The sequence below is a fragment of the Palleronia caenipelagi genome, assembly GCF_007004065.1.
GTDB classification, from domain to species: domain Bacteria; phylum Pseudomonadota; class Alphaproteobacteria; order Rhodobacterales; family Rhodobacteraceae; genus Palleronia; species Palleronia caenipelagi.
The window spans coordinates 1-17,612 of sequence record NZ_VFSV01000008.1 but is presented as its reverse complement, the minus strand read 5'-3'; the positions used below and the strand labels follow the sequence as shown (position 1 = coordinate 17,612).

Sequence of the window (17,612 nt, the reverse complement as noted above, 5' to 3'; positions counted from 1 at the left end):
GCGGTCGGACAGGGCATTCCGGGACAGGTAACAACCGGACCGCCTTTCCATGATCCGCCGTATTGGCTCATTTATCGACGCTTTCCGCCCGGCCAAGGGCCCGCCGCCCCGCCGTCCGGGGCGCTTTATGCTCTGGGCGCTGTCGGGCGCCTGGCCCTGGCTGATCATCGCCGCGTTTTTCTCCGCCCTCGCGGGCAGTGCGGAGGTGATCTCCGCCGTGCTTCTTGGTCGGGTCGTGGATGCGGCGGTGGAGACGGGTATGAGCGGCTTTTTCGCCGCCAATGCGGGTCTGCTGATCTCTGCGGTGCTGTTCTTCATCGTGGTCCGCCCCATCCTGTTTGGCCTCGCCGCGACCTCCAACGCAGTGATGATCGCGCCAAATGTGAATCCCATGGTGCTGATGCGGCTGCATCGCTGGACGCTGGGACAGGCGGTCGGCTTCTTCGACGACGATTTCGCCGGCCGCATCGCGCAAAAGCAGATGCAGACCGCCCGCGCCGCCACTGATGTGACCTCCGAGACGATCAATGTGGTGTGCTTTGCGCTGGCCACGCTGGTGGGGTCCGCGGTTCTTCTGAGCACCATCAGCGGCTGGATGGCGCTGGTCTTGCTGGTCTGGCTCGTGGGCTATTTTGCCGGCATCCGCTGGTTCCTGCCGCGCATCCGCGCCCGCTCGAAGGCCCGTGCCGCCGCGCGGGCGATGGTGTCGGGGCAGGTGGTGGACACGATCACCAACATCAAGACGGTCAAGCTCTTCGCCCATGACGATCACGAAGACCGCGTTGCGCTGGACGCCATCGGGTCCTTTCGCGAGCGCGCGCTCGATTTCGGAGTGATCACGGCAGGGTTCCGGCTGGCCTTGATGACGATGGCCGGTGTGCTGCCGGTCCTGCTGGTCGGCGGCACGGTCTGGCTCTGGTCTGATGGCGCGGCCAGCACCGGGGATATCGCGGCGGCGGGTTCAGTTGCGATTCGTATCGCGCAGATGACCGGATGGGTCTCTATGGCGATGATGGCCATGTATTCCAACATCGGCGAGGTGGAGGATGGCGTGAACACCCTCACCCCGCCGCACACCCTGACCAACGCACCGGACGCAATCGCTTTGCCGCCCGGCGCCGCGGTGGAATTCGAGAACGTGCGTTTCACCTATGGGCGCGGCCTGGGCGGACTCGACGGGATCTCTCTGCGAATTGCCGAGGGCGAAAAGATTGGCCTCGTTGGCGCGTCGGGTGCGGGGAAATCCACCCTCGTAGCCATGCTCCTGCGGCTCTATGATACCGAGGAGGGCGCCATCCGCGTCGCGGGTTACGATGTGCGGGAGGTCACGCAAGAGAGCCTCCGGAGCCGCATCGGCAAGGTCACGCAGGATACCGCCATGTTCAACCGCTCGGCCCGGGACAACATCTGTTACGGGCGTCCTGATGCCAGCGAGGACGAGATCATCGCTGCCGCGAAACGGGCGGAGGCGCACGCGTTCATCGTTGGCCTACAGGATTCGAAGGGCCGCACCGGCTATGATGCGCATCTGGGCGAGCGGGGGGTAAAGCTCTCGGGCGGGCAGAGACAGCGGATCGCGCTGGCGCGGACAATCCTGAAAGACGCCCCGATTCTGGTACTGGACGAAGCGACCTCGGCGCTCGATTCCGAGGTGGAAGCGGCCATTCAGGACTCTTTGGAGGGGCTGATGGACGGCAAAACCGTGGTCGCCATTGCCCATCGCCTGTCGACCATTGCGCGGATGGACCGGATCATCGTGCTGGAAGAGGGCCGGATCGTCGAGGAAGGCACCCATGCGGAGCTGCTGGCACAGGGTGGTACCTACGCGCGCTACTGGGACCGGCAATCGGGTGGGTTCCTGAATTTCGACACAGAGGCGGCCTGACATGCGGGTGACCATCGATCGGCTGGGCCATCAGGGCGACGGCATTGCGCCGGGTCCGGTCTATGTCCCGCGCGCCCTGCCCGGCGAACTTTTCGAGGGCAAGGTCGAAGGCGACCGCATGAGTGACCCGCAGATCGTCACGTCCTCGTCAGAACGAGTCACGCCTAGTTGCCCCCATTACGACACCTGCGGTGGCTGCGCGCTGCTCCATGCCTCCGACAGCTTCGTGGCGGAGTGGAAGATCGGTGTGGTGCGTGAGGCTCTTCGCGCCCGCGACCTGCCTGCGCCGATCAAAGGGATCGCCACGTCGCCCCCCGCCAGTCGCCGCCGCGCGTCCCTGTCCGGGCGGCGGACGAAGAACGGGGCATTGGTGGGGTTTCATGGGCGTCGCTCGGGCACGATCACCGAGATCACCGGCTGTCAGGTGCTCGCGCCAGAGATCCTCGCGGCCCTGCCGGTTTTGACCGAGCTGACGGAGGCTGCGGCATCACGCAAGGGCGAGCTGTCCCTGCTCGTGACCTCGGGACCAGCCGGGCTCGACGTGGCGATGGCAGGGGCCAAGGCGAGCGACGCTGCCCTCCTGACCCGTCTGGCCGAAATCGCGGGTCATGCCGATCTCGCACGGCTGACACTGGACGGTGAGCCAGTGATCGAGGCGCGGTCCCCGCGTCAGGTGATCGGTGGGATGACCATTGTCCCACCGCCCGGCGCGTTTCTTCAGGCTACATCACATGGCGAATCAGCCCTGATCGCTTGCGTTGCGCAGGCTCTGGGCGACGGTGGGCCGGTGATCGACCTGTTCGCGGGCTGCGGCACCTTCGCCGTGCCGCTGAGCCGCCGCGCGCCGGTCCATGCGGTCGAAGGCAACGCTGAGATGCTCCGGGCTGCCGCGCGCGCTGGCTCCGGTCGCGTCACCACCGAGCGGCGAGACCTCTTCCGGGATCCGGTGGAGGCGGCCCATTTGTCGGACTACGCTGCCGCCGTTATAGATCCGCCCCGTGCGGGTGCCGAAGCTCAGTGCCGGGAGCTGGCGGAGTCCACGCTCCAGCGGATTGCCTTTGTCTCCTGCAATCCTGTGACCTTCGCCCGCGACGCCGGGTCCCTGATTCGCGGTGGCTATCGGCTCGACTGGGTCCGGGTGATCGACCAGTTTCGCTGGTCGCCCCATGTGGAAATAGCGGCAGCATTTTCCAGACAATGAAACGGGTTACTGCACTGATGGGCGAGCGAAACTCCGCTCCACTCGTATAGGTGCTTTCCCGTGGAGAATTTGGTAGCTATCCTACGTGTATAAAAAAACAGGTTTTCGAGGCAGAAAGCAGTCCAATGGCAATTCTCCGTATCCTCCTGCTGGGGTTGGTCCTGATCGGCGTGGCCAGCTGCGGTGGCAACAGCAAGTTCAAGTCGTATAACGGCCCTGAGGTCACTCGGCTGGTCGTTTTGAAAGGTGAGCGAAAGCTGCGCCTATACCATGGCCGCAAAGTGCTCGAAGAGTACGATATTGGGCTCGGCTTCCAGCCACGCGGGCACAAGATCTACGAAGGGGACGGTCGGACCCCCGAAGGGCATTACTACATTAACCGGCGCAATCCGAACAGCAAGTATCACCTGTCGCTCGGCATCTCCTACCCGGATGTGAACGACGTTCAGGTCGCGCGGGCCACTGGCCGGCGTCCGGGTGGCGATATTTTCATCCACGGTCGCGGCAAGTTCTACGAACGCGGTCGTGGAAGTGACTGGACGGCAGGGTGTATCGCCGTGACTGACCGCGAGATCGAGCAGATCTACGCTATGGTCCGGGACGGGACGCCGATCACGATCTACCCGTAACGGAAGCTTGACAGAGTGAGGAAAGGCAGCTCAGGCTGCCTTTTTTATGAGATCTGGCGCTTAACGCCGTCCGGTGACCATAGTCCACCAGATTTTGCCGGTGGGCTGCTGATACCACGCGAAGCCCAGATCCTGCGCGTTCGGATCCGTGATGACAGCTCTGGTGTTAGGGTCTTCCATCCAAGCGGCGAGGGTCTCCAGCTCTGTCTCATAGGTCTCCGAGATATTCTCGCCCAGGACCCGACCGTAATAGCCGGTGCGCCGTGCCCGGTCGATGGGCGAGGACCCGTCAGACCCGAAATGCCAGGGGCGGTTCTGGACGCTCATGTCTCGCGAGTGGGTTGCCGCAGCGGCGTTCAGCTGCACATCGAGGGCCACGGGCCCGACACCGGCCGCCTGCCGCAAGGCGTTCATTCCGTCCAGAAAGCGGAGCTGGATCACGTCCCGCCCCTCAGACGCCATGTCGTATTTCTGGGGCAGCGGCTTGCCATCGACCAAGGGCGGGGCAGGCGGAGCGGCGCAGGCCACCAGTGCCAGCGAAAGGGCCGTCATTGTCAGCGTCGCGCGGATCATCTGTGTCTCCAATCTTGCTGCTCTCTGGCGCATACAAGCATCGCGGTACCGGATCAATCGGTGCTGAGCGAACTGACGCTGGTGTGAATTGCGCGGTGGCCCCGACAGGCGTATTCTTCGCCACATAAAAAAGCAGACGGCCACCTTTTCGAGGCAGTAACAATGACCCAGACCACCCCCGGCGCGCTGAAGCGACGCGCTTTCATCGCAGGAGCGGCGAGCACCATGCTGGCAGCACCCGCCATTGCCCAGCAGGCGGGCTCCACCGAGTTCCGCCGGACGATTGACAGCAGTACCCGCCGCAATGCGTCCAGTTTCCGGACCTATAGCTGGCAGCCCTTCTTTGACACTCTGACGAACGGAGCAATTCTCTGCGATGTGACGTCCCGCGCCCTGCACTTCTGGAGCGAGGACGAATCGGTTTATAAGCTCTACCCGACGTCTGTTCCGCAAACCGACGATCTGACCCGGAAGGGCCGGACCGAGATTATCCGTAAGGTTGAGGGACCCTCCTGGGCGCCGACACCAGATATGCGCAAGCGGAATCCTGAGTGGCCGGAATTCGTGCCGCCGGGGCCGGACAATCCGCTCGGAACTCACGCGCTCTATCTGAGCTGGCAATACTATCGGATCCACGGCACCCATGACACGCGCAAGATCGGACGGCGATCTTCAAATGGCTGCATCGGGCTGTATAATCACCATATTGCAGAGCTCTACAGCCTGACCGGCCCGGGCACGCAGGTGTTGCTGATTTGACATCGTTGCGTGGCGTTATGGTGCTGTCTGATCAAGCAGGATTTGCCTGCCCTCCCGGTTAGGCTTATATCGCAAGCTAAGGTACACGCTACCTGATTGCTGTTGCGGTCTGCGAAGTGCAGACCGCACTATCAACTGGAGATGACAGAATGAAAAAGATCGCCCTCGCCGCCGCGCTGACCGTTGCCGCCACCGGTGCCTTCGCTGGTGGTTACGTTGAGCCCGCCCCCGTTGCCGAGCCCGTCGTGGTTGTCGAAGAGAACACCTCTTCCTCCTCCGCCACCATCCCGCTCCTCGTGCTGGCCGTGATCGCCGCCGTGGCCGTGGCCGCCGACTAATCCGATCTTTCGGACCTCATACAAAGAAGGGCGACCAGATGTTCTGGTCGCCCTTTTTTCATGCCTTCGTTGCGGAAGCCCAAAGGGCTGGTCAGAGCCAGCCCGACAGATTTTCGACAATCGCCTCCTCGAGGGCAGCCATATGCGCTTCGTCATCGTTGAGGCAGGGGATGTAGGTAAAACGCTCACCCCCCGCTTCCTCAAAGCTCTCCCGAATCTCTTCGTTGATCTCTTCGAGCGTCTCGATGCAGTCGGCTGAGAAGGCCGGAGCGCAGATTGCGATGTTCTTCATCCCGCGTTCCGCCAGTCGTGCTACCTCCTCAACCGTATAGGGTTGGAGCCATTCCTCGGGGCCGAATCGGCTCTGGAAGGTTGTGATGATCTGGGTGTCGTCCCAGCCTAGCCGCTCTTTGAGCAGGCGCGTCGTTTTCTGGCACTGACAATGATAGGGGTCGCCCTCTTTCAGGTAACGCTGCGGCACTCCGTGATAGGAGCAGACGAGGATGTCCGGCTTTGTCTCGAGTGCGCCATAGCTCCGCTCCACCGACTGGGCCAGTGCGTCGATATAGCTCGCGCGGTCGAAATAGGCCGGCACGGTGCGCACGGGCGGCTGCCATTTTTCCTTCATCAGCGCGCGGAAGAACTGGTCATTCGCGGTCGCTGTCGTCGCCCCCGCATATTGCGGATAGAGCGGGAAAAACACGATCTTCTGGCAGCCAGCGGCGATCATCTCGCGAACGACCTTGAGCGTAGAGGGGTTGCCGTAGCGCATACAGAAGGACACCATCACGTCTTCGCCGTAGCGCTCGGTCAGCCGGGCGCGCAGCTTCGCCGTCTGGCTCTTGGTGATCGTCATCAGCGGGCTTTCGCCCTGCTCTTCGTTCCAGATCGACTTATAGGCCGCGCCGGAGGAGAATGGCCGCTTGCTGAGGATGATGCCCTGCAGGAGCGGCTGCCAGATCAGAGCGGAGTAATCGATGACCCGCTTATCCGACAGGAACTCACTGAGATAGCGGCGCATGGACCAGTAGTCGTAGTTATCCGGCGTACCAAGATTGGCTACCAGCACACCGACCTTGGCGCGCGGAATCTTCGGGTGATCCGCTGGAGCGTGGACGGGGCATTTGGCCTCACGCGCGGCGGTCTCGATCGGATCGTCGGTCGAATGGCTGTCCAGCATATCACTCATCCTCGTTGCGGTGTGCAGTCACATAAGGAAGTCGGGCGCGAGGTCAATCGCTCTGACCGGGCGAATCGTCGCGCAACCGGGTCTCGGCCGTGCCCAGCGCATCGGCGAGCCGGGCTGTGGCGGAGCCGGGGCGGAGTGGCACTGGCTGACTGTCATCGGGCGCCCACCCCAGCAGATGCACCAATTCAAAGGTCGCCCGAATCCGGGTGCCGTCCTCCGTGGCGTGATGATCGTGGTAGAGCCGGGCCGCTTCCGTCAGGACGCCGCGTGGCAGGAACCGACGATCGCGAGCGCTTTGGGCGTTAGCTTCGCCCATCGTCCGCAGCTCTTGCATGAGGGCGGTGATATCGGCGTAGCTGACGTCGTATCGATCCGTGTCGGCAACCGGCAGGGCGAGGCCTGCTCGCTGTAAAAGACTGCCCGCACTGCGCAATTCCATCATTGGGAGCACCCGGGGTGCCAGCCCTCCGCGCATCTGCGTCTCAGCCGTGGCAAGGGCCTCACGCAGTTCCTGCAAACTCCCGCCGCCCGGGAAGATCGCGAGAAACAGCCCATCAGGGCGGAGGGCTCTGCGGCACTGGATCATCTGTCCCACCGGGTCATTCGCCCAGTGCAGCGCCATGGCGTGGATCACGAGGTCATGGGCGGCCTCGCGCAGGTCCAGCACTTCCGCATCTGCGACGAGCCGTGCGTCGGGAAATTCGCGGGACCAGAAATCCGGATGTCCGGTCACAATCGCAGGGTTTCGAAACGTCCTTTTAACAACCTCCAGTGTTTCATGGAGCCGTTCCGCAGCCTGCTTATGGAGAAACAGCGCTTCGGGTTTGATGCGGCGACGGGCGCGGGTCAGAGCCTCGCGGTCGGTCAGGAGAACAGGTGTGGTCGACATTGGATGGATCTAGGCAAGCCATGCGATACGTTCAATCGCTTCTTGATGTCGTTTATCCGCCGGTTTGCGCGATATGCGATACCCCTCTTGCGGGGCGGGTGGGGCTATGCGGGTGTTGCTGGTCTTCGGCCCATTTCATTCAGGGCTTGTGCTGTGAAACCTGTGGCGCCCCTTTGCCAGGCGAATCCTGCAGGCGACCGCTATGTGACGAGTGCCTCGCGACACCGCGGCTTTGGTCCGCCGGGCGCGCAGCGGTTGCCTATTCGGGAACCATGCGTGATTTCGTGTTGCGATTGAAGCATGGAGATCGGCTGGATCTGGTCGCACCTGCGGCCGATTGGATGAGTGCGGCCTCCCGCCAAATCTGGCCTGATGATGCCGTGGTGGTTCCCGTTCCGCTGACGTGGCGACGGCTGGTTCATCGCCGTTACAATCAGGCGGCGCTTTTGGCCCGGGCACTGGCGAAACGGCGCAACGCCCGATTTGCTGCGCGTGCCTTGGTCCGGGTGCGCGCTCCGGCCCCGTCGGGCGCCGATCGGACAGCACGGTTCGCAGCATTGGACGGCGCGATCCGACCGCATCCAAACATCGCGGCGGCGCTTCTGGGGCGTAATGTCGTGATCGTGGATGATGTTTTGGTGACCGGGGCGACGCTGACTGCAACGACACGGGCAGCCTTTGCTGCCGGTGCGGCAGATGTGAGAATCGTGGTACTGGCGCGCGCGCTTCAGGAGGCCTAGATAGTCGCAAATGACTTTTGGGAGCGGTGCCATGGCCACGATCGAAATCTACACCTCTGCGCTCTGCGGATATTGCCACGCCGCCAAGCGATTGTTGAAAAGCAAGAACGTGGGTTTTACCGAAATCGACGTGACGACAAAGCCCGCGCTCCGGCAGAAGATGATGCAGCGGGCCAATGGCCGCCACACGGTGCCGCAAATCTTCATCAACGGGGCGCATGTCGGTGGCTATGACGATCTGTCCGCGCTGGACCGTCAGGGCAAGCTTGACCCATTGCTCGCGTGAAGATCGGCCTGATCCAGTGCAGCGCATCGGATGATCCGGTAGCAAACCTGTCGATGCTCACCTCGCAGATCCGCCAGGCAGCGGCGCAGGGGGCTGAACTGATCCTGACGCCCGAGGTGAGCAATTGCGTGTCGCTCGACCGTCGGCATCAGCAAAAAGTGCTCTGCCTTGAGGAGGAAGACCCCTGTCTGGCGGGGCTTCGGGCCTGTGGCCGGGATCTCGGGATCTGGCTGGGGGTTGGCTCACTGGCGTTGAAGACCGGCGACGCGGATGGGCGCTTTGCCAACCGTTCGTTTCTGATTGACCCCAGTGGCGAAATCGTCGCGCGCTATGACAAAATCCACATGTTCGATGTGGCGATCTCCCAGCGGGAGACCTATCGCGAATCCGATGGCTACCGGCCCGGAGACCGGGCGGTGCTGGCCGAGACCCCGCTGGGGCGGATCGGGATGACGATCTGTTATGACCTGCGGTTTCCGCATCTTTACAGACGTTTGGGGCAGGCGGGGGCGGAAATTCTGCTTGTTCCGGCAGCCTTCTCTCGGGTGACCGGCGCGGCACATTGGGAGCCGTTGTTGCGCGCGCGGGCCATTGAGACCGGGTGTTACGTGCTGGCAGCCGCTCAGACCGGGCGGCATGCGTCCCAAAGCCGCGTTCGAGAGACCTTTGGCCATTCCATGGCCGTCGCGCCGTGGGGGGAGGTGCTGTTGGACATGGGGACAGAGCCTGGCGTGGCGGTGCTGGAGATTGATCTGGTTGAGGTGGCGCAGGCAAGGGCGAAGGTCCCCAGCCTGATCACCAATCCGTCTTTCGATGGACCCTAGCTGGATCGCGCCAGCATCATGTAGTTCACCGATAAGTCGGTGGGCGAGAGGCTCCACTGACGGCTGAGAGGCGCCATCACCATGCCGGTGCGGTCGAGCACATCCAGCCCGGCCTGTTCGCAGAGTGCGGCAAGTTCATCCGGCGTGACAAAGCGCGACCAATCATGAGTCCCGCGCGGCAGCCAGCGGAGGACCCACTCGGCGCCAATGATGGCGAGGGCAAAGCTTTTTGGAGTTCGGTTGAGGGTGCTGAGGATCAAAATCCCCCCCGGTTTCAGCAGCGCATGACAGTCGCGGACAAAGGTCGCTGGGTCAGCCACATGTTCGATGACTTCCTGCGCCAGAACCACGTCCACCGGCTCGATTTCGGAGGCAAGCGCCTCGGCAGTGGTGGCGCGGTAGTCGATGTCGAGGCCCTGCTCAACGGCGTGGTGACGTGCCACGCCGACGGAGGTCTCCTCGGCGTCACAGCCTGTGACCTCGGCTCCGAGCCGTGTCATGGGCTCACACAGCAGCCCGCCACCACAGCCGATATCCACGATCCGCAGCCCCTCAAGCGGTCGGGGCGCCGTCAGGTCGCAGCCGAATTCAGCGGCGATCTGACGGGTGATGTAGTCGAGGCGGCATGGGTTCATTCCGTGCAGCGGCTTGAATGCTCCCTCGGGGTCCCACCACTCGGCGGACATGGCCGCGAATTTCTCGACCTCGGCCGGATCGATGGTGGACATGGCATTCTCTCCCGAATATCGCCGCTTCGCTCTCGCAACAGAGCGGTTTCCCGTTATATAAGTGTGGTATGGACCAGATGGCAGCCCAAAAGAGCGCGGCACATTATCTCTACCCGCGGATAGAGCCCTATGATCAGCGGATGCTGTCCGTCGGGCAGGGGCACCGCGTTTATGTGGAGCAATGCGGCAACCCCGACGGGATTCCGGTCGTGGTGTTCCATGGCGGGCCGGGTGGCGGCTGTTCCCCGGCCATGCGGCGGTTTTTCGACCCAAAGGTCTACCGGATCATTTTGTTCGACCAGCGGGGCTGTGGCCGGTCACGACCCCACGCGTCTGTTGAAGACAACACCACCTGGCATCTGATCGCCGATATCGAGCTGATCCGGCGGACGCTGGGTATCGAGCGGTGGATTGTGTTTGGCGGCTCCTGGGGGGCGACCTTGGCGCTGCTCTATGCGGAGGCCTGTCCGGAGCGGGTGGCGCATCTGGTTCTGCGGGGCGTGTTCCTGATGACACGCGACGAGCTCGACTGGTTCTACGCCGGTGGCGCCGGGCGTTTTTGGCCAGAGGTGTGGCGCAGTTTCGAGGAACTGATCCCGGAGGAAGAGCGTGGCGACCTGATCGCAGCCTATCACCGGCGTCTGTTTAGCGGCGACCGAAACACCGAGATCCGCTATGCGCGCGCGTGGGCGGGCTGGGAAAACACGCTTGCCTCTATTGATACCACCGGCCCAGGCGGGGACAGCCCGGCGGAATACGCCCGTGCCTTTGCCCGGCTGGAGAATCACTACTTTCTCAATGGTGGGTTCTTGGAGCGGGACACGCAGATCCTCGACGAGATCCACCGAATCGCCCACATCCCCGGCACCATTGTTCAGGGGCGATATGATATGATCTGCCCCCCCGCTGCGGCGGAAGCCTTGCACCGGGCCTGGCCAGCGTCCCGCCTTGTTATGGTTGCAAAATCCGGACACGCCATGTCGGAGCCGGGAATTAGTGCGGCGCTGGTCAAGGAAATGGACCGGCTGGCGGCGGCGTAACACAGCTTGCATTTTCAGGCGGCTGCGACTATGTGGACGTCAACAGCGGCGTTGCCGGGGTCCACACCCGGTACCCACCGACCACGACAACGGGCCGCGCGCCCGTTTTTTTGTGCCCAAACGCAAGAGAGAAACCCGGAATGTCCGACCTCATCGCAAAGGCCAGTATCGACCGACGCCTCGCCGAGGTGGTGACCCCTGTGATCGAAGATCTGGGGTTTGAGCTGGTGCGCGTCCGGTATCAGGGTGGCAACACGCCTACCGTACAGATCATGGCTGACCGGCCTGATGGCGGGATCGAGGTGGACGATTGCGCGACGATTTCGACCGCGATATCGGCGCATTTGGATGTCGAGGATCCGATTGAAGGTGCCTATGACCTCGAAGTCTCGTCACCCGGCATCGACCGGCCGCTGACCCGGCTGAAGGATTTCGAGATGTGGGCGGGCTATGAGGCCAAACTTGAGACCACCGAGATGATCGACGGCCGCCGCCGCTTTAAGGGCGAGCTGGCGGGGATCGAGGGGTCCGAAGTGCTTATCAATATCGAGGAAGGTACCATCGGGTTGCAATTCGACTGGCTGTCCGAAGCCAAGCTGGTGCTGACCGACGACCTGATTCGCGACGTGCTGCGTTCGCGCAAGGACAAGGGCCAGATTGACGAAACCCAATTCGACGAGGTCGAAACCGTGATTGACAGTGAAGACGACGCGCGTCTTCCGCAACAAAAGGACTGACAGATGGCGATTACCTCTGCCAACCAGCTTGAGCTGCTCCAGACCGCCGAGGCGGTGGCGCGCGAAAAGATGATCGACCCGGGTCTCGTGGTCGAGGCGATGGAAGATTCCCTCGCCCGCGCCGCCAAGTCCCGCTACGGCAGCGAGATGGACATCCGCGTGTCCATCGACCGGAAAACTGGCAAGGCGACCTTTACCCGCGTGCGCACCGTGGTCGAGGAAGAGGAACTTGAGAACTATCAGGCCGAGATGACCGTCGAGACCGCGCGTCAGTACCTCGAAAATCCCGAGGTGGGCGACCAGTATGTCGAGGAGGTCCCGCCGGTCGAGATGGGCCGCATCGCCGCCCAGTCCGCCAAGCAGGTGATTCTGCAAAAGATCCGCGAAGCCGAGCGTGACAAGCAGTACGAAGAATTCAAGGATCGCGTGGGCACCATCATTAATGTGGCGGTAAAGCGCGAAGAATATGGCAACGTCATCGTTGACCTGAACCCGGGTGAGGGCGTGCTGCGCCGGACCGAAAAGATCGGCCGCGAAAGCTACCGCAACGGCGACCGCATCCGCGTGTTCATCAAGGATGTGCGCCGCGAGCCGCGTGGCCCGCAGATTTTCCTCAGCCGGACGGCGCCGGAATTCATGGCGGAGCTGTTCAAGATGGAAGTCCCCGAGATCTACGAGGGCGTTATCGAGATCAAGGCCGTTGCCCGCGATCCCGGCAGCCGCGCGAAGATCGGTGTGGTGAGCTACGACACCTCCATCGATCCCGTGGGCGCCTGCGTCGGTATGCGCGGCTCCCGCGTGCAGGCCGTGGTGAACGAGCTTCAGGGCGAAAAGATCGACATCATCCCGTGGAACGAGGATATGCCGACCTTCCTCGTGAACGCGCTGCAACCAGCCGAAGTGTCGAAGGTGGTGCTCGATGAGGATGCCGAGCGGATCGAGGTCGTGGTTCCCGATGAGCAGCTCAGCCTCGCCATCGGTCGGCGCGGTCAGAATGTGCGTCTGGCCAGCCAGCTGACCGGACTTGATATCGACATCCTCACCGAGGAAGAAGAATCGAAGCGCCGTCAGGCGGAGTTCGAAGAGCGGACGAAGCTCTTTGTCGACACACTGGATCTGGATGAATTCTTCGCCCAGCTGCTGGTGGCCGAAGGCTTCACCAACCTCGAAGAGGTGGCCTATGTGGAGCTGGATGAGCTGACTGTGATCGACGGCGTCGATGACGACACCGCCAACGAGCTTCAGGCCCGCGCCCGCGATTATCTGGACGAGCAGAACCGCAAGGCGCTCGAAGCCGCACGCGAGTTGGGTGCCACGGACAGCCTTATTGATTTCGAGGGCCTCTCTCCCCAGATGGTAGAGGCGCTGGCCAAGGACGATGTGAAGACGCTCGAAGATTTTGCCACCTGCGCCGACTGGGAACTGGCTGGCGGATGGACCACCGACAATGGTGAGCGCGTCAAGGATGACGGTATTCTGGAGCCCTTCGGCGTGGATCTGGCCGAAGCGCAGAACATGGTAATGACGGCGCGCATCCAGCTTGGCTGGGTGGACCCCGCGGAGCTTGAGGCCGAAGAAGCTGAAGGCGAAGAAGACGAGACCGAGGAGGCGCAGGCCTGATCGTGACCCGCGGCAAGCCCCGTCCCGCGCCTGAGGAAACAGAGCGCAAGTGCCTCGTGACCTGCGAGGTGAGCCCTAAACGCGGGCTCATCCGCTTTGTCGTGGGGCCGGGGGATATAGTATATCCGGATGTGGCGGGAAAGCTGCCGGGACGCGGCATGTATGTCTCGTCCGAGCGCGAGGCGCTGGAGACCGCGGTGGCCAAACGGCTGTTCTCGCGCGGGGCGAAACGACAGGTCTCGGTGCCCGAGGGCCTCGTGGATCAGGTCGAAGAGCAACTGGCGCAACGTTGCGTCAACCGCCTCGGGTTGGCGCGTAAGGCTGGCAAGGCGATTGCCGGGTTTGAGAAGGTGAAGGACTGGCTGGAAAAAGACCAGTGCCGCATCCTCTTACAGGCCTCGGACGGCTCCGAGCGGGGCAAGTCCAAGCTCTTCCGCCCGGGTGGGCGGGGCAGCTTTTTTGACATTCTGACTGCGGATGAATTGGGTTTGTCCTTCGGTCGGGAACGTGTGATACATGCGGCGCTGGCTGCAGGCAGACTCGCTGAGGATTTCAGGGACGATGCCGTGCGGCTTTCAGGCGTTCGCAAGACAGAAGACCAAGGCGGCGACGCCGGAAAGGTGAAGAAGACCTGATGAGTGACAACGACGGCAAAAAGACCCTCGGCGTGCGCGGCTCCGGTCGTCCCGGACAGGTAAAGCAGAGCTTTTCTCACGGACGGACGAAAAACGTTGTGGTCGAAACCAAGCGCAAGCGCGTGGTCACGCCCAAGCCCTCTTCGACGAAGTCGGGTGATGGCAAGCCCGTGATGGGTGACCCCAAACGACGCCCGGCCGGTATTTCCGACGCCGAGATGGAGCGCCGGATGAAGGCGCTTGCCATGGCGAAGGCCCGCGAATCCGAGGAGGCCGCCCGCCGTGAGGCGGAGGAGAAGGCCCGTGCCGAAGAGCGGGAACGCCGTCGTCGCGAGCAGGAAGAGAAAGAGCGCGAAGAGCGCGAGCGCGAAGAGGCGTTGAAGGCCAAGGCCGAGGAGGACGCCCGGCGTCTGCGCGAAGAGCAGGAGGCCAAGAAGAAGGCCGCCGAGCCCGCGCCCGCCAAGCAGGCGAAGCCCGCAGCCGCCGCGCCGACCCCCGCCGATGTAGAAGCGCAGGCGAAATCCGGTGGCCGCCCCAGCGGCGGCGGTCGTGATCGGCCCGGTACCCCGGACAAGGACCGCACTGCGCGTCCGGCCCGTGGTGGCGGTGACAAACGTCGCTCCGGCAAGCTGACCGTGAACCAAGCACTGGCTGGAGGCGAGGGCGGACGCCAGCGCTCGATGGCCGCCATGAAGCGTCAGCAGGAACGCGCCCGCCGTAAGGCGATGGGCGGGAGCCAGGACCGTGAAAAGGTCACGCGGACCGTCCAGTTGCCCGAGGCGATCGTGGTCTCAGAGCTCGCCAACCGGATGTCCGAGCGTGTCGCCGACGTGGTTAAGTCGCTGATGCAGAATGGTATCATGGCGACCCAGACCCAGACCATCGACGCCGACACTGCCGAGCTCATCATCGAGGAATTCGGCCACAAGGTGCAGCGCGTCAGCGATGCCGATGTGGAACAGGTGATCGAGCAGGATGAGGACCGGCCCGAGGATCTGAAGCCGCGCGCTCCGATTATCACCGTCATGGGCCACGTGGACCACGGTAAAACCTCTATCCTCGATGCGATCCGCAATGCCCGCGTGACCGCCGGCGAGGCTGGGGGGATCACCCAGCATATCGGCGCCTATCAGGTGAAAACCGATGGCGGGTCCACGCTGACCTTCCTCGATACGCCGGGCCACGCTGCCTTTACGTCCATGCGGGCGCGCGGTGCTCAGGTGACGGATATCGTAGTGCTGGTCGTGGCCGCCGATGACGCAGTGATGCCGCAGACGGTCGAGGCGATTAACCACGCCAAGGCCGCCAAGGTGCCGATGATCATCGCGATCAACAAGATCGACAAGCCCGCCGCCGATCCTGATAAGGTAAGGACGGATTTGCTCCAGCACGAGGTCATCGTCGAGAAACTCTCGGGCGACGTGCAGGATGTGGAGGTCTCCGCCCATACAGGTCAGGGGCTCGACGAGCTTCTCGAAGCCATTGCGCTGCAGTCGGAGATCCTGGAGTTGCAGGCCAACCCCGAACGTCCCGCCATGGGCGCGGTGATCGAGGCTCAGCTCGATGTGGGTCGTGGCCCCGTCGCCACCGTTCTGGTGCAGAGCGGCACGCTCAAGCAGGGCGATATCTTCGTCGTCGGCGAGCAGTGGGGCAAGGTCCGTGCGATGGAGAACGACCTGGGCGACCGGGTCAAGGAAGCCGGGCCGTCTGTACCTGTCGAGGTGCTGGGTCTTAACGGCACGCCGGAGGCGGGTGACGTTTTGAACGTTGTCGAGACCGAGGCGCAGGCCCGTGAGATCGCCGAGTACCGTCAGCAGGCCGCGAAAGATAAGCGTGCTGCCGCCGGTGCCGCCACCACGCTGGAGCAGATGATGGCTAAGGCGAAGGCTGACGAGAACGTCGCCGAGCTGCCGATTCTGGTGAAGGCCGACGTCCAAGGCTCCGCCGAGGCGATCGTTCAGGCGATGGAAAAGATCGGCAATGACGAGGTACGTGTCCGGGTGCTCCACTATGGGGTCGGCGCGATCACCGAGACCGATGTGGGTCTGGCCGAGGCGTCTGGCGCCCCGATCATGGGTTTCAACGTCCGGGCGAATACCTCGGCGCGGAATACGGCCAACCAGAAGGGCGTCGAGATTCGCTACTACAGTGTCATCTACGATCTCGTGGACGACGTGAAAGCGGCGGCGTCGGGCCTTCTGTCGAACGAGGTGCGCGAGAACTTCATCGGCTATGCCCAGATCAAAGAGGTCTTCAAGGTCTCCAAGGTCGGCAATGTCGCGGGCTGTCTGGTCACCGAAGGTGTGGCGCGCCGCTCCGCCGGTGTACGACTGCTGCGCGACAACGTGGTGATCCACGAGGGCACGCTGAAGACGCTGAAGCGCTTCAAGGACGAGGTGGCCGAGGTCATCTCCGGTCAGGAGTGCGGTATGGCCTTCGAGAACTACGAAGACATCCGCCCCGGCGATGTCATCGAGATCTTTGAGCGCGAAGAGGTTGAGCGGTCGCTCTGATTGCTGCACATGCAACAAAAAGGCCCGCCTAATGAGGCGGGTCTTTTTCGTTTATGGCCAATGGCTAAGGAAATTCTTGGAATTTTCCCTCACGTCACAGTTGAAAATGCTGCGGTGCAGCGACATATGTACCTCAACAGAAACGCAGATATAGAGGACCGACATCATGGCCACCAAGACCACCAAAGCTGCCGCCGAAAAAGCCAACAACCTGCTGGACAACAGCTTCGTGCAGAGCCTGACCTCCGTCGGCTACCGCTTCGCCAACGTGACGCTGGACCTGGCCCAGAACACCACCCAGATCGCAGCCACGGCCTCCTACGAGACCATCGGCAACCTTCGCGAAGTGTACACGCCCCGCACCGAGTTCGGCGCATACGCCAACGCCTACACCGACCTGGTGAAGAAGCAGTTCGACCTGACCTCCCGCTCGGTCAAATCGCTGGGCGAAGCGGCCTCCGAGTTCGGCTCCAAGGCTAAAGACATCGCCACCGATGCTGGCGAGCAGATCACCGACACGGTTTCTGCAAACGTGAACGCCGCTGCTGAGAAGGTCTCGGAAACCGTCTCTGATGCCGCTGATAAGGTTTCTTCGGCCACGAAGTCCGCCGCCTGATCCAAGGCAATCCCTCCAGAGAGCCCTGCCCAGCCGGCGGGGCTTTTATTTTTGAAAGAACTATTTTTCGGGGCTCAGCCTTTGTCCAGTTCTGTGATAAGCTACTATATCTTAGTCCATGCTGATCAACAGGCTCCGGCGGCGATTTGCGGCCTCTGATGGCGGTGGGCGCCGGGGGTGAGGCCTCGGAGCAGTGTGATCAGCCAGATGAAATGGCACAGACAGACCCTCAGGTGGCGCAGGATCATGCGGATGTTGTGACCGCAGCCGCAGAGGACCGCGAAAAGGGCATCACCTTCGGTTCCTTTGAGTGGGCATCGGGTCAGACGTCCGTCGGCTTTCATATGGCCCGTCATTGGTTCGATGGCGCTTCGTCGTCGCAGCAGTTTCGCGATGGTCCTGGTGACGCC

General features: G+C 62.7%; 18 protein-coding genes and 2 pseudogenes. 15 read left to right on the top strand and 5 right to left on the bottom strand.

The features are described from left to right. Positions 1-49 precede the first annotated feature (49 nt). The 3 genes from FEV53_RS06285 to FEV53_RS06275 all read left to right on the top strand — a co-directional run bounded on the left by FEV53_RS06285 (position 50) and on the right by FEV53_RS06275 (position 3,715). Complete coding sequence (locus tag FEV53_RS06285; RefSeq protein ID WP_142833968.1) at positions 50-1,885, top strand: ABC transporter ATP-binding protein; 1,836 nt, start codon at positions 50-52, stop codon at positions 1,883-1,885. A 1-nt stretch (position 1,886) separates the two neighbouring features. Next, complete coding sequence (locus FEV53_RS06280) at positions 1,887-3,086, top strand: class I SAM-dependent RNA methyltransferase (RefSeq protein ID WP_142833967.1); 1,200 nt, start codon at positions 1,887-1,889, stop codon at positions 3,084-3,086. A gap of 125 nt (positions 3,087-3,211) precedes the next feature. Beyond that, positions 3,212-3,715: a L,D-transpeptidase family protein gene (locus FEV53_RS06275; RefSeq protein WP_142833966.1), complete on the top strand. Its 504-nt coding sequence runs from the start codon at positions 3,212-3,214 to the stop codon at positions 3,713-3,715. A 60-nt stretch (positions 3,716-3,775) separates the two neighbouring features. On the opposite strand, the gene dalA is transcribed toward FEV53_RS06275, so the two are convergent. Continuing rightward, positions 3,776-4,288, bottom strand: a complete 513-nt coding sequence (dalA, locus tag FEV53_RS06270; protein WP_142833965.1) for a divisome-associated lipoprotein DalA — start codon at positions 4,286-4,288, stop codon at positions 3,776-3,778. A gap of 162 nt (positions 4,289-4,450) precedes the next feature. On the opposite strand from dalA, the gene FEV53_RS06265 reads away from it, so the two are divergent. Further along, positions 4,451-5,047, top strand: coding sequence for a L,D-transpeptidase (locus tag FEV53_RS06265; RefSeq protein ID WP_142833964.1), 597 nt, complete (start codon positions 4,451-4,453; stop codon positions 5,045-5,047). A 149-nt stretch (positions 5,048-5,196) separates the two neighbouring features. Further along, positions 5,197-5,385, top strand: coding sequence for a hypothetical protein (locus tag FEV53_RS06260; RefSeq protein WP_142833963.1), 189 nt, complete (start codon positions 5,197-5,199; stop codon positions 5,383-5,385). Positions 5,386-5,476: 91 nt separating this feature from the next. Here FEV53_RS06260 and hemH read toward each other — a convergent pair whose 3' ends face one another. Both hemH and FEV53_RS06250 read right to left on the bottom strand, forming a co-directional pair. Then, positions 5,477-6,565 carry a ferrochelatase gene (gene hemH / locus FEV53_RS06255; protein ID WP_142833962.1) on the bottom strand — a complete coding sequence of 363 codons (1,089 nt, stop codon included), beginning with the start codon at positions 6,563-6,565 and terminating at the stop codon, positions 5,477-5,479. 52 nt (positions 6,566-6,617) lie between these two features. Beyond that, positions 6,618-7,463, bottom strand: coding sequence for a methyltransferase domain-containing protein (locus FEV53_RS06250; protein ID WP_142833961.1), 846 nt, complete (start codon positions 7,461-7,463; stop codon positions 6,618-6,620). A 20-nt stretch (positions 7,464-7,483) separates the two neighbouring features. Between FEV53_RS06250 and FEV53_RS21425 the strand changes: the two are divergent. The 4 genes and pseudogenes from FEV53_RS21425 to FEV53_RS06235 all read left to right on the top strand — a co-directional run. Next, positions 7,484-7,669, top strand: a pseudogene (locus FEV53_RS21425) (double zinc ribbon domain-containing protein); the annotation flags it as partial. Between the two features lie 66 nt (positions 7,670-7,735). Then, complete coding sequence (locus FEV53_RS06245; protein WP_246100748.1) at positions 7,736-8,203, top strand: ComF family protein; 468 nt, start codon at positions 7,736-7,738, stop codon at positions 8,201-8,203. Between the two features lie 31 nt (positions 8,204-8,234). Continuing rightward, a complete protein-coding gene (gene grxC / locus FEV53_RS06240; RefSeq protein WP_142833959.1) occupies positions 8,235-8,489 on the top strand; it encodes a glutaredoxin 3 in 255 nt (84 codons plus the stop codon). Next, on the top strand, positions 8,486-9,313 hold the full coding sequence (locus FEV53_RS06235) for a carbon-nitrogen hydrolase family protein (protein WP_142833958.1): 828 nt from the start codon (positions 8,486-8,488) through the stop codon (positions 9,311-9,313). Before grxC ends, FEV53_RS06235 begins: the two co-directional genes overlap by 4 nt. Here the strand turns inward: FEV53_RS06235 and ubiG are convergent. Next, positions 9,310-10,041 (bottom strand): bifunctional 2-polyprenyl-6-hydroxyphenol methylase/3-demethylubiquinol 3-O-methyltransferase UbiG, encoded by a 732-nt coding sequence (gene ubiG / locus FEV53_RS06230; RefSeq protein ID WP_142833957.1) that lies wholly within the window; start codon positions 10,039-10,041, stop codon positions 9,310-9,312. The genes FEV53_RS06235 and ubiG overlap by 4 nt on opposite strands. A 68-nt stretch (positions 10,042-10,109) precedes the next feature. Between ubiG and pip the strand changes: the two genes are divergently transcribed. From pip to FEV53_RS06200, 6 genes are all read left to right on the top strand, one after another. Then, on the top strand, positions 10,110-11,081 hold the full coding sequence (gene pip, locus FEV53_RS06225; protein ID WP_142833956.1) for a prolyl aminopeptidase: 972 nt from the start codon (positions 10,110-10,112) through the stop codon (positions 11,079-11,081). A gap of 140 nt (positions 11,082-11,221) precedes the next feature. Then, complete coding sequence (rimP, locus tag FEV53_RS06220) at positions 11,222-11,818, top strand: ribosome maturation factor RimP (protein ID WP_142833955.1); 597 nt, start codon at positions 11,222-11,224, stop codon at positions 11,816-11,818. A gap of 3 nt (positions 11,819-11,821) precedes the next feature. Beyond that, positions 11,822-13,438 carry a transcription termination factor NusA gene (gene nusA, locus FEV53_RS06215; RefSeq protein WP_142833954.1) on the top strand — a complete coding sequence of 539 codons (1,617 nt, stop codon included), beginning with the start codon at positions 11,822-11,824 and terminating at the stop codon, positions 13,436-13,438. Positions 13,439-13,440: 2 nt separating this feature from the next. Further along, positions 13,441-14,073 (top strand): RNA-binding protein, encoded by a 633-nt coding sequence (locus tag FEV53_RS06210; RefSeq protein WP_142833953.1) that lies wholly within the window; start codon positions 13,441-13,443, stop codon positions 14,071-14,073. After that, positions 14,073-16,586, top strand: a complete 2,514-nt coding sequence (gene infB, locus FEV53_RS06205) for a translation initiation factor IF-2 (RefSeq protein WP_142833952.1) — start codon at positions 14,073-14,075, stop codon at positions 16,584-16,586. Before FEV53_RS06210 ends, infB begins: the two co-directional genes overlap by 1 nt. Before the next feature lie 166 nt (positions 16,587-16,752). After that, a complete protein-coding gene (locus tag FEV53_RS06200) occupies positions 16,753-17,202 on the top strand; it encodes a hypothetical protein (protein ID WP_142833951.1) in 450 nt (149 codons plus the stop codon). A 125-nt stretch (positions 17,203-17,327) separates the two neighbouring features. On the opposite strand, the pseudogene FEV53_RS21420 reads toward FEV53_RS06200, so the two are convergent. Then, a pseudogene (locus tag FEV53_RS21420) lies at positions 17,328-17,612 on the bottom strand (IS5/IS1182 family transposase); the annotation flags it as partial.